Annotated in this window: 13 protein-coding genes and 1 tRNA gene; all 14 read right to left on the bottom strand. The window is 34.6% G+C overall.

The features are described 5' to 3' along the window. Positions 1-294: 294 nt before the first annotated feature. A complete protein-coding gene (locus AB1349_10405) occupies positions 295-1,218 on the bottom strand; it encodes an asparagine synthase-related protein (GenBank protein MEW6557751.1) in 924 nt (307 codons plus the stop codon). After that, positions 1,203-1,922 carry an adenosylcobinamide-GDP ribazoletransferase gene (gene cobS / locus AB1349_10410; GenBank protein MEW6557752.1) on the bottom strand — a complete coding sequence of 240 codons (720 nt, stop codon included), beginning with the start codon at positions 1,920-1,922 and terminating at the stop codon, positions 1,203-1,205. Before cobS ends, AB1349_10405 begins: the two co-directional genes overlap by 16 nt. A gap of 63 nt (positions 1,923-1,985) precedes the next feature. After that, entirely contained in the window at positions 1,986-3,062 is a 1,077-nt protein-coding gene (cobT, locus tag AB1349_10415; GenBank protein MEW6557753.1) for a nicotinate-nucleotide--dimethylbenzimidazole phosphoribosyltransferase, read from the bottom strand. 10 nt (positions 3,063-3,072) lie between these two features. Next, positions 3,073-3,582: a bifunctional adenosylcobinamide kinase/adenosylcobinamide-phosphate guanylyltransferase gene (cobU, locus tag AB1349_10420; protein MEW6557754.1), complete on the bottom strand. Its 510-nt coding sequence runs from the start codon at positions 3,580-3,582 to the stop codon at positions 3,073-3,075. Next, entirely contained in the window at positions 3,582-4,094 is a 513-nt protein-coding gene (locus tag AB1349_10425; GenBank protein ID MEW6557755.1) for a cob(I)yrinic acid a,c-diamide adenosyltransferase, read from the bottom strand. The genes cobU and AB1349_10425 overlap by 1 nt, the downstream gene beginning before the upstream one ends. Before the next feature lie 329 nt (positions 4,095-4,423). Beyond that, positions 4,424-5,293, bottom strand: coding sequence for a PHP domain-containing protein (locus AB1349_10430; GenBank protein MEW6557756.1), 870 nt, complete (start codon positions 5,291-5,293; stop codon positions 4,424-4,426). 100 nt (positions 5,294-5,393) lie between these two features. Beyond that, a complete protein-coding gene (locus tag AB1349_10435) occupies positions 5,394-6,707 on the bottom strand; it encodes a PhoH family protein (GenBank protein ID MEW6557757.1) in 1,314 nt (437 codons plus the stop codon). A gap of 55 nt (positions 6,708-6,762) precedes the next feature. Then, complete coding sequence (locus tag AB1349_10440; GenBank protein ID MEW6557758.1) at positions 6,763-7,206, bottom strand: hypothetical protein; 444 nt, start codon at positions 7,204-7,206, stop codon at positions 6,763-6,765. 7 nt (positions 7,207-7,213) lie between these two features. Next, positions 7,214-7,939, bottom strand: coding sequence for a hypothetical protein (locus AB1349_10445; GenBank protein MEW6557759.1), 726 nt, complete (start codon positions 7,937-7,939; stop codon positions 7,214-7,216). Positions 7,940-8,079: 140 nt separating this feature from the next. Beyond that, a complete protein-coding gene (locus AB1349_10450; protein ID MEW6557760.1) occupies positions 8,080-9,597 on the bottom strand; it encodes an MBL fold metallo-hydrolase in 1,518 nt (505 codons plus the stop codon). 18 nt (positions 9,598-9,615) lie between these two features. Continuing rightward, positions 9,616-9,686: transfer RNA gene (locus tag AB1349_10455), tRNA-Gly, on the bottom strand. Between the two features lie 103 nt (positions 9,687-9,789). After that, positions 9,790-10,689: a GAF domain-containing protein gene (locus AB1349_10460; GenBank protein MEW6557761.1), complete on the bottom strand. Its 900-nt coding sequence runs from the start codon at positions 10,687-10,689 to the stop codon at positions 9,790-9,792. A gap of 16 nt (positions 10,690-10,705) precedes the next feature. Beyond that, complete coding sequence (locus AB1349_10465) at positions 10,706-12,121, bottom strand: HD domain-containing protein (protein ID MEW6557762.1); 1,416 nt, start codon at positions 12,119-12,121, stop codon at positions 10,706-10,708. After that, entirely contained in the window at positions 12,114-12,308 is a 195-nt protein-coding gene (locus AB1349_10470) for a hypothetical protein (protein MEW6557763.1), read from the bottom strand. Before AB1349_10470 ends, AB1349_10465 begins: the two co-directional genes overlap by 8 nt. Positions 12,309-12,409 lie beyond the last annotated feature (101 nt).

Consider the following 12,409-nt stretch of genomic DNA (forward strand, 5'->3'; position numbering starts at 1 on the left):
GTTCTTTATGATGAAAATTTTTTGCTCGCTAATTTTGCTAAACAATCAATTTCCACTGATTTGTCAAAGAACTTTAAACTTATTTCAGCTACCGCTTGACATAGTGTGTCCACGAATGCACACGAATTTTCACGAATAATTTCTATAAGTTTCTGAAATTTATAGAAATTGATAGAAATAAATAGAAATTTATTGTGTTTATCCGGCTTCCGTGATTAAAGAAAAAAATCCTGTTAATCTTGTCAAAGCCAAATTTTAGACTTTTTTCATGCTTTCATGCTTTCGTGGTCAAAATTATTGAAAATCCGATGCTGAAATATAACCACAAGTTCTACAGTGAGATGAAGATTGATTCATCCCAGCGCCACAACATGGGCATGCTTTTTGGTTTTCTATTGGTTTTGGTATTTTACCAACGATATCTTTATATATTTTGTAATAATAGAAATGTTCTTTGTTTATAAACTTTACAGACAAAAACTTGCTCATTTGAGTAAATTCGTCGTCGGTGATTTTCGAACTGATAATCTCTCGCAATTTTGTCATTCCTGAACCATATTCCAACGGTCTTTTATTTTGCCAGATAATTTTTTCTGGCAGAACATTCTCAAACGCTTTCCTTAATATCCATTTGCCAATCAACTTGCGGTGGATTTTTTTTATTTTTAAGTTTGTCGGTATTACTAAACTAAAATCTCTAAACTCTTTATCTAAATATGGTTGTTTTATTTTTAAGCCAAAATATTTTCCAATTTCATTTGAAGTGAAATACATATTTCTTGCAATGTCCTTAATATACTTACTCAAATGAGTAATAATACGCATATATCTATAGCCAGCAAAAAGTTCATCCGCACCGTCGCCAGTCGTCACAGTTTTTAATCCTAATTGCTTGGCGAATTTTAGTCCGAAATAAACCGGTATATCATTTGGAATTGCAGGGTCAAAACTTTTTATTATTTTTACTATTTTGGGAATTACAGAAATCGCCTCATCAGTTTTTATCGTTAGATAGTATACTTTCAATCCAAGAAATTCTTGCAACATTTTCGCAAATTTAAGGTCGGGTGCATAATTTTCCAGACATACATTTATCATTACCGCTTCGGGCTGAAGCGCTGCTAAAATGCTCGTATCCAGCCCACCAGAAAAAAGTATCCCGTCAGCTTTATTTCGCCTAACAGATTCTATTAGTTTATCTCTTATTTTGTTATACATAAAATCAGAAGTACAAATGTTTCGCAGATTTCATTCAGTGCACCAAGTATGTCACCGGTAATACCATCAATTTTTTTAGTTACAAATCTTAAAAACAGAATTGTGATGAGTAATGTTGCAAATAAAATCAAAATTCCATTCATTTTGAAAAGAATAATTGATGTAAAAAGTATAATAATTGTAGTAATAAAAAAATCATTTTTTGAGACGGTATCTATAAAAATTTTTCCGAGTCCTTCATTTTTTGCCGGCTTGGAAAATATACAGCCCAAAACTATTGCCCACCTGCTTAAACTAGGAAAAAGAAGCAACGATGGATATAAAATTTTTTGTGAAATACTTTGAAGTGCAAAAAACTTCAAACCCAGAATACAAAAAAGTCCGATAACTCCCATTGCACCGATATGAACATCGTCCATGATTCTTAAAATATCATTTTTATTTTTTCCTGCATAAAAACCATCGCAGGTATCAGCAAAACCGTCCAGATGAAGTCCGCCAGTAATGATTACAAGCGAGACAATAACCAGCATATCAACCACATTTTTGGAGAATAAAAAAGAAGCCAGAAAATTTACCAATACAAGAAGTCCACCGATAAACAAACCGACAAGCGGGAAAAAAACTATACAGGTTTTCAATTTTTTTTCTGAAACAGGAAAAACTGTTAAAAAACCAACTGCTGAAAGAAACTTGTTGACCATAACTAAAACTTACACATCTGTGTAATATTACTCATTTGTGTAATACCTCCTGTTTTTTCAAAATTATTCAATTTTTGTGCTTACACCAGCACTTTCAAAAGTTGCCATTTCGGTAAGAATTTTTATAGAGGCATCAATTATAAACATAGCAAGTGCAGAACCGGTGCCTTCACCAAGCCGCATATCCAAATTGAGTATAGGTTTAAGTCCGAGATGTTCAAGTATAATTTTGTGTCCTGGTTCCTGCGAACAATGTGCTGATAGCCAGTACTGCTTTGCCGTCGGTGAAATTTTATCAGCAATAAGTGCTGCCGCACCAGAAATAAAGCCATCAATAACTACCGGTATTCTGTAACAAGCACCAGCGAGCATTATTCCTGCCAACCCACCAATTTCATAGCCGCCTATTTTTGATAAGACATCAATTCCATTTTTGGCATCTGGTTTATTAAGTTCAATTCCTTTTTTAATTACGGCAATTTTATTTTTAAGTGCTTTATCGTCAATACCGGTTCCTCTACCTGTTACTTTTTCAACAGCAACATTACAAACTACTGATGCGATTGCTGAAGATGGTGTTGTATTCCCTATCCCCATATCACCAGTGCCGATTATATCAAGCCCGTTTGATAATTCATCTTCAACCAGTTCTATACCAGTTTCAATTGATTTTATCGCTTCTTCTTGTGTCATTGCAGGTCCTTTTGCAAAATTTTTAGTTCCATAATTTATTTTTTTATCTCTAAAATTTTGAAATTTGAAATTTGTAATTTGTAATTTACTTGCTACACCAATATCTACAACGATAACTTTTGCTCCAACCTGTCTTGCTAAAACATTTATTCCTGCACCGCCATTTAAGAAATTATAAACCATCTGTGGAGTAACCTCTTTTGGATAACAGGATACACCTTCTTCAACAACCCCGTGGTCACCAGCAAGTGTAAATATTACTTTTTTATTTAATTCCGGTTTCTCTTCTCCAGTGATTGCTACAATCTGTTTGGCAAGGTCTTCAAGCCGACCAAGCGAGCCTAATGGCTTTGTGAGATTATCCAACCGCTTTTGTGTCGTCTCAAAAATTTTTTTATCAAATGGCTTTATCCTCTTAACAACATCTTCAATTTTTTTACTCTGCATTTTTCCTCCATTATTTTTTGACCCCAACAGGTATTCCTGCTACCATTAAATAAACTTTATCTGCAATTTCAGATACTGCTTGATTGATATTTCCCAATATATCTCTGAATTTTCTTGCAAGTTTGTTTTTTGGTACAATTCCCATCCCAACTTCGTTAGAAACAATAATTGCTGACCGACCTTTTTTCTTTACAGCAATTATAGTACTTTTAATATCGTCTATAATCCTTCTTTCAGTTATATTAGATAAAATTCTGTTTGAAACAAAAACTGTGAGACAATCAATAATTACAGTATCAAAGTTTTCTTTCAAGATTTCAGATATTTTATTTTTGACTTCTATTGTTTTTATATTTTGCGGTCTTGATTTCTTATGCTTTACAATTTTTTTTTGCATTTCAAAATCAAACGGAATTGCCGTTGCAGCAAATACTACATTTTTTCTTTTTTGTACAAGTTTTAACGCAAACGAGCTTTTACCGCTTTTTACACCACCCAGAATAAAAATAATTTTGCCCATCAATAATCTATCCCTTTTCGTGTTTTCACGCCTTTGTAGTATGGATGTTTGACAATCCGCATATCAGTTATTAAATCGGCAAGTTTTAATATTTTTTTGTGTGCACCTCTGCCTGTTATAACGAGTTCCATAGTTTTAGGAGCTTTTTTAAGCAACCAGACAACTTCTTGGGCATTGACATATTCATCACGAACAATAATATTCAATTCATCAAGAATCAGCAAATCGTATTTTTTTTCTTTAAAAATTTTGTCAACAAGTTTTAATGCATTTCTACATTCATATTTAATGTTTGCTATTTTAACATTTTTGTAAAAATGTGGATGTTTTGTAGCGAATGAATATATTTTTAAGTTTTTAAGATGTTCAAGAATATTCTGTTCGCCATAAAATTTTCTATCCTTAAAAAACTGAATGATACAGACATTCATTTTATGCCCGAGTGCTCTTAAAGCCAAACCGATCGCCGCAGTTGTTTTTCCTTTTCCATTACCTGTGTAGACCTGAATCATATTTTACCTCTCAAACAAAAAACCCAATCCGATAGGGATTGAGTTGAGTAAATTTTCTCCCCTCGGAGTTTTTGGTAATTGATAGACCGGGCTGACCTTCGGTCAGCCCAACCTGAAACCCACTCACTTCGTTCGGGGTTGAAGGTTGGGCTACAAAAGGATTACCGTTGCGGGGCAGCTTCCGAATTTCCCGATATGCCATCGGGTTCACGGAATTCCTTCAAGTTACCAGTCCAATTTTATAACCACGAAGCCACGAAATCACGAAAAAAACAATTTTAAGATTCTATTTCGTGTTTTCGTGGTAATGTTTTTATAATTTCCTCGCTTCAAGCAAAAAGATGACAGTGATTTTTGTCCAGATTATTTTTATATTTTTTTAACTCAATAACTATCGTATAAGGTACTTTTACAGTTCCCATTATTGCTGGTTCACTATTCATAACGCCATGACAATCCGAGCCACCGGTAGGTATCAGGTTAAGTTTATCCGCTATTTTTTTGAATTTTTCTGTCTCGTGTGAAGTATGTTTTGTATGCCAGACCTCAATCCCTTTCAGTCCGGCATTTTTTAGCGATTTCACAATGTTACAACTTATATTATTGTAATGCGGATGCGCAAGCACGGGGATACCGCCAATTTTCAAAATCATTTTGATTGCTTCGTCAGGTAGTAGTCGGAATTTTGGAACATATGCGGGCTTACCATCACCGAGATATTTCAGGAATGCTTCCTGAGTATGAGAAACGGTTTTGTTTTCCACAAGCACTTTAGCAAAATGGAGCCGACCAATCACACCAATCCCTGCAATTTCAAACAGCCGCCGTTCATCAACTGTGACACCCAATTTTTTTAGTTTATCCAAAATATGATATGCTCGGCGTTCTCTAGCCTTTCTAAAAAGTTTTAATTTCTGTTGAAAAGAAGTATCTTCCCAGTTAATGAAATAGCCGAGAATATGCATTTCCTCGTCGTGTGAGTTTTTCATTTCAACTGAAAGTTCTACACCGGGTATTACCTCAATACCTCTTTTGGAACCCTCTTTTATTGCGGCTGGAATTCCTTCTGTTGTATCGTGGTCAGTAATACCGATTGCAACAAGTCCGATTTTTTGTGCATATTTTACGCTTTCTTCAGGTGAAAAAGTACCATCTGAGTATTTTGTATGAATATGTAAATCAGCAAAAAGCGTCTCCATATAACTACCACAGAACCTGCACGGAACTTTTACACAGAGCTAACTCGGAACTATTTCGTACTTGTTCCGTGTTGCTATTTCCGTGTCTGTTTCGTGAGTTTTACAAAAGTTCGCCAGCCAATGCAGCCAGATTTGACCTTTCTGTTTTTTTGAAACCGATATGTCCGTAAATTTCCTGCCCTTTGAACCGGTCAACAAGATATGTAAGTCCGTTTGATTCAGCATCAAGATATGGATTATCAATCTGGTACGGGTCGCCGGTTAATACCACCTTTGTGCCTTCCCCAGCCCTAGATATTATTGTTTTCACTTCGTGTGGTGTAAGATTTTGTGCATCGTCAATAATAATGAACTGTTTCGGGATACTTCTGCCTCGCAAAAAAGCAAGCGCTTCTATTTCTATTTTTCCACTATCAAAAAAATACTGGACTTTTTCATCTGTATCTTCATCAGGATTATTTTTATCTACGATAAACTCTAAGTTGTCATAGATAGAACCCATCCACTGTGAGATTTTTTCTTCTTTTGTTCCAGGCAGATAGCCAATATCTTTGCCAACGGGTGTAACTGATTTCCCAACCAGCAGCCGTTTGTACATTTTTTCATCAATCGTTTTCTGAAGTCCTGCTGCCAGCGATAAAATTGTTTTTCCAGCACCGGGCACACCTACAAGAGTCACAAGTTGGATACTATCGGCTAAAAGGAGTTCAAATGCAAACTTCTGCTCGGTATTTAATGGTTTTAATCCCCATACAGCCGCTTCTTTGTAAGTAAGTGAAACGAGCGATTTAAATTTAACATCATATTTAGCAAGTGCGGATTTAGACGGGTTCGTATCTCCTTTCAGTATTACAAATTCGTTTGCAGCAAATTCATCGCCAGTTTTAACAGAAGGAATGGACTTGGTTTTATAAAATTTATCAATTAGTTCTTCTGACACACCTAATTCTCTATAACCCTGGTATAACTCTTCAATTTTTATTTTTTCTTTTTCATAGTCCTGAGCAACAAGCCCAATAGCCTCCGCTTTAATTCTTAAGTTAATATCTTTTGTTATAAATATAACCTTTCCATCTTTTTTTTGTCTTGCGAGCGCTGCCGAAAGTATAAGATTATCTTTTTTAGAATTTGAGAAATCGTAAGGCAGGTTTATTTTTTGTTCAAGGTCTATCAGCAGTTTTCCACCGGTTTCAAGTGAGATGCCTTCGTTAAATTTTCCTTTTACAGATAGATTATTTAATTTCCGAGATACGCTTCTTGCTGCCCTGCCGCGTTCGTCATGGAATTTTTTAAGAACATCCAGTTCTTCAATAACTGCCATCGGGATTACAACTGTATTGTCTGCAAACGAGGTTATTGCATCAGGGTCGTGGATTAGTACATTTGTATCAAGAATAAAAGTTTTTCTAGCCATCAACTTGCTTAAGGAACTTGGCAATGTTTGTTCAAGGATTTTGATTATCCAAGTATTACTTAAGTTTATAGTGATATCCTTTTGCGATAATTCTACCAACTGTTTTGGCGAGATGTTGAGACAACCATGCAAAAGTTGTCAGCAGGAAATATAACAATACTATTGCAATGAAAATTAATATCGTAGTAATCTTTAATATTATTTCTGCAAGATAAAAAATAACTAAGTTTTGAGTGTTGTAATAAAATAGTAATAGTACTAAAGCTAAAGAAAAATTAAATATGAAATATGGTGCAAACATTACACCATAATATCTGAGAAGCTTAAATTTATACTTTGTTCTGTCAAAAACATATTCTTCAATTAAAGGTATTTGTAAAATTGGTTCATTTAGACCAAATACCATGCTAAAAAAAGTCAATACTCCTATAGAAGCATATACTAATAAAGAGTTAGCAATATCTTGGAAGTTTTGCAAATTTGGATTTATCAAAAGCATTTTTATTTCAGGCTATCAATGGCAATGGGGTGGAATTCTTTCTTATTTCGTCTACCATTGGTTTAAATTGCTCTACAACTTCTCTTACTTCATAGAGTATAGTTGCGTATTCGTTAATTTGCGTGATACCAAGCATCTTATGTAGGGAAAATAATTTTCTGATTATCCACCATTTCATTTTCCCATATTCTTCCGGAAAAAGATAAAAATTAATAATTTCTTTTTCATCTTGTGGTTTAGTTAAGTGAGTTCTTTCCAGATAGCCAAATTTATGGTACTCATGTGGGTGTTCTAACCTAATACATTTCCAATCGGTAATCATTAAGTGATGACTCAAATAATACCTTGATATTTTGAAACAATGTGGGTTAACTTCTTTAACTAGGTTCTCATAGACATTTTGTTCAGGATATCTAAATCCATTCATTAATTTTTCTTCACATCTTTTGTCTACGATAATTTCTAGTTTTTTGGTTTTATTCCTTGACATTTCTCCTAATATTTTACATATTTTTGCATTGGAAAAAAATAGTGGATCTAAATCAGTAATTATTATTGCAGTATCTTGCACTGCCCTAAGTAACCCAATAACTTGGTCAATTTTTTGAGCCATAGTGTAGTCATTTCTATATCTTGAAAGTACCAACATACTAGTAGTGGTCTTTACAAAAATCCATAACCATATGATTATTAGCATTCCACCAATCAATTTGATTATAACCGGAATTTCCATTGCTTACCTCTCAAGTTTTAAGACAAGTTCTCATTTTTATCATAAATCTTTTAGACCCTACTGCTATATCTTTATTTCCTACTATTTTAGATAAACCCTTATTTTATTTTACAATTTGAAAAAAAATTGTCAAGCAAAATTTATAATTCTAAATTTTTTTTAAGTTCAGGTCTTATAGTTTTTATTCCAAACTGGTTAAATGCTTCCGCATTTTCTGTGTGAACCGGTATTACACATTTAGGTTTGACTGCCTGTATGAATTGTTTTAAGTCATTTGCTGAAAGATGACCTGAAGTATGCGCATATTCTAAATTCAGTCCGGAAAGTTTAACCCAGTACTCAAGTTTGTCAAACGAAAACTCCATCTCTTCATTAAATGGTTCTGCTTTGCCATAGATGTATGTTCCAGCGATTCTTTTGTTAATCGGCAAAAGTTGCAAAAGCGTCAACGGTCCATTTGAAGTATACAGAATATAATTGTCAGAATTTTTTAATAAAGTTTCTCTGCCAAGCGGTCCCCATAAAAATTTTTGTGATGGTATTTTGATAGCATCGGCATTTTTATTGTTCGGGTCTGCTGCAGCAAGTAGTGTTCGCTGATAGCCATCTCGGCCGGTAACAAATGTTTCAACAAAAATATCAAGCCCCTGTGGCACTATTTCCAAATACTTTTTTGTTGTTTTTTTCAATTTTTCGCGTGATAGATATATCTTAAACTCGTTAATTTGTGGCAGGTCGTCAACAAGTTTTTTCGGTTCGTTAAAATTCAGGTACAGAATAAAATATGCTTTTTTATCGTCCAACACAAGTTCTCGGCCGGTTTCTTTTGCAACCCTTGCAAGTGTCTTTACTCTATCAATATCCGCTGGCGATGCATCGTAGATTACAAACCCTTTTTCTTTTTTTGTGATTTCACAGGCAGCTTCAAAAACTTCTTCTTCTGTATCAAATGCTTTTTCTTCGTCCGTCCTTGAGAGCCGAGTTGCCTCTGTAATGAGAACATCTATATTTTCTTTTGCGATTGCATTCTGAAAGTTTTCTGTTTCTTTTTTCCGGTATCCGTGAAATCTAAAATCGCCGGTATAGACAATTTTTTTGTTTCCAGCGATAAGAAAAAAAGCACTCGCACCGATAAGTGAATGGTCAACATCAAATCTGCGTATGCTAACATCACGCCCTATCCGTATTGTTTCCTTGTCAGGTTCTATCGTATTGAAAATATCCTGGTTTGCATCTGCAGCCCAGTTCTTGTTTATATCTGACCTCAATTTAAGGAATTTTTTAGTTGCTGCTGAGGAATAAATTGGTATATCAGGTCTTACAAGCCCGAGATATCCCGAGTGGTCAAGGTGCCCGTGCGATAAAAGTATTGCGTCTATTTTTCTGTATTCAGGCGTGCCATTTACCGCAAAATCACCGTCAGGTTGATAGGTAACCGTCAGTCCTGCATTTTTGTAGAGTCCTTCAATTTCAGGCAGGATATTTATCTTGCGTAAGTCGTCAATGTTCGTAGGTCTTAAAAGCGGGAACTCAAAAAACTTGCTTTCTTCTGAAAAAGACATTCCAAAATCCAGAAAAATTTTTGTGTTGCCCTCTTCAAGCAGGATTTTATTCCCGCCTATCTCATCCACCCCGCCATAAAAAGTTAGTTTTGTCATTATGAATGTTAAATTAATAGCGGGTGAGGGGAATCGAACCCCCGTCTTCAGCTTGGGAAGCTGACATTCTACCATTAGACCACACCCGCGACAAAATAGCAAACAGCGGATAGAGGTGAACAGAGAGAGAATAGAGGTTAGCAATTGGTTTTCTATCCGCTATCCTCTCTACGCTATCCACTATACGCACGCCTACTTTACAAACTCGGTTATATCCTGAAATATTATTCCACTGCCGGCAAGTTTTCCAAATTTGTCTTTTATCAAGATTGTTCCATAGCCCAAAAGGAGCCGTTTATCATTTTTACCGATAATATAAATTTCCTGTCTGTTTGATGTTTGCTGGTTTAAGAATACGTCAAACAAAATTGATGGTATTTCCGGTTGTTTTAAGAATACCTCTTTTGTATTTTTCCCGATTACAGATGATTTATTTATTCCCAGAATATTCTGTGCTTGAGTATTAAACATTGTTATTTTTCCTTCTTTGTTTGCCGCAATAAATCCGCCGGGTATATTTTCAATAACATTTTCCAGATAATCCCGAGAGTGCACTGTTTCCTGAAATAGTTCGGAGTTTTCAATTGCCATAGCGACCAGACTAGAAATTGTCAGCAGTAGTTCTCTATCTAAATTATCAAAATTTGTTTTTTTATTTATAACTTCTATTGCGCCATAATTTTTATTCTTGAAGATAATAGGAACACAAAGTATATTTTTGGCTGCGATACCTGCCAGTGCATCAATCTCTTTTGTATAATGTGGATGTTTTTGTGGCTCGTTAGACAATTCAGGTCTTCCAACCTGAGCAACCCAGCCAATAAACCCATAACCTACTTTATGTCTGAGTCGGGCTTCTCGTTTAAGGATTCCTTCGCTATCTTTTCCAAAACTGTTGAAGCAGTAAAGTTGTTTCTGTTCACGGTCTATCGTGTAGACAGTGGCTGTTTCAACCTGAAGTGTTTTTACAGTGATGATAAGAATTTTTTCAACAAGTTCTTTCAAGGTTAACTTAAAATTCAGAAATGAAGCGATTTCGTGAAGCGCTTTCAAATGTTCAATCTCTTTTTTTACTGCGGGAATGTATTCCATAGATTTATTATATATCTTACAAATTTTTTTTTGTTTTGTCAAGATGTTTTATATACTTTTCTGCATCCTGTTTTGTGCTGATTTTTTTTATCACCTGTGTTTCTTCAATTTTTTGTAGAATTTTGCCAACAAGCGGTCCTTCAGGAATTTTTAGTATTCGCATAACATCAAAACCGTTCAATAATTTTTTGGGAATAATTTTTTCTTTTTTAGAATAGTATTTATGTAATAATTTGTTTGCGATTATTTTATGCAGGGTTCTTGTTCTGCCTTTTGGATAAGTATAAGCATCAGCAACAGATAAAACTATCAGGTCAATTGCGTCGTCTGTTAAGTCCCTGAAAAATCGCCATACTGCTTTATCAGTCAACATTTTTGCAGTTGTCAAATTACCTATCCGCATATGGTGTCGGATAAGTTTTATAAGATAATTTATTTCAGTATTTGAAAGTTTCAGCCGTTTCCCGATATTTACAATAGTTTCACAGCCGCGTTCCTCGTGTTCAAAAAACCGCAAACGTCCGTCAATCTTTTTTGCTACAGTTGGTTTCCCAATATCGTGCAGAAGTGCTGCCAGTTTTAGGAGTGTTTTTCGCTTGATTGTTCTTGATATTTTTTGTTCAAGATGCTGAATTATTTTTTTGGTATATTGAGGAAAAACATTTTTGAAACCTGCAGTATAGAATTTTTCTAACACTTTTAATGTATCAAAAGAATGACCTAAAAGTCCCATTTCAGGATAATAGCATTTTGCAATATTTTTTGCAGATATTAGTTCTGGAAAAAGTTCGTTAAGTAGTCCGGATTTATAAAGTTCAAGTATTACAGAATAACTGTTTTGTAATTCAAGTATTAAAAATAATTCGTAAAGTATTCTTTCAGATGGAATATTTTTTAAATTTCGCGAATAGTTTTTTATATATTTTTTAGTTTTAGGCTCAATCTTAAAATTTAGTTGTCCAGCAAACCGATATGCTCTTAAAAGCCGCAGCGGGTCAGCAACGAGATTTTTTTCGCAAATTGTCCGAATAATTTTGTTTTTTATATCAGCCAGACCATTGAATGGGTCAATAATATCTGCAATCTGCAATCTGCCTGCCCGACGACTTGTAGGCGGGCAATCTGTAATCTGTGTTGCCATCGCATTTATTGTAAAATCCCGACGGCTTAAATCGTCAACTATCCACATTTCTCTACTCCCTCCCATTCCTTGCAGTTGTGAGAAATCGTATATTTTATCCTTGATAACAACACGGTAGATTTTATTAAAATCGTCTAAAGTTATAAAACTACCTTTATTTTTTTTAGCAAATATCTGTGCTACCTTTTTTGCATTCGCATCTGTTACTAAATCAATGTCGTTACATTCCCTTTGTAAAAGCCAGTCACGAATATATCCACCGACAATCCAGATATTTTTATTGTTATACATTTAACACCGGTATAGATGAAACCAATTTTTGTGTATAAAAATTTTTGGGGCTATTCAGAATCTGGTTGGGATTGCCGTATTCAATAATTTTGCCGTTTTGCATTATTATTATTTCATCAGCGACTGCGTTCAACAGATTTAAGTCGTGTGAAATTATTATATAACTGTAGTTTGGCAAATTTCCCATTTCTCTAATGAGAAATAGGGTGGTCTGATTCATCAGACACGCTTGCTAATAAATGCTGAGACATATTATAAAGGAACCTATAAAAAATTGACGTGAAAGCC

It is taken from the genome of Elusimicrobiota bacterium, from assembly GCA_040757695.1.
In the GTDB taxonomy this organism is placed as follows: Bacteria; Elusimicrobiota; UBA8919; order UBA8919; family UBA8919; genus JBFLWK01.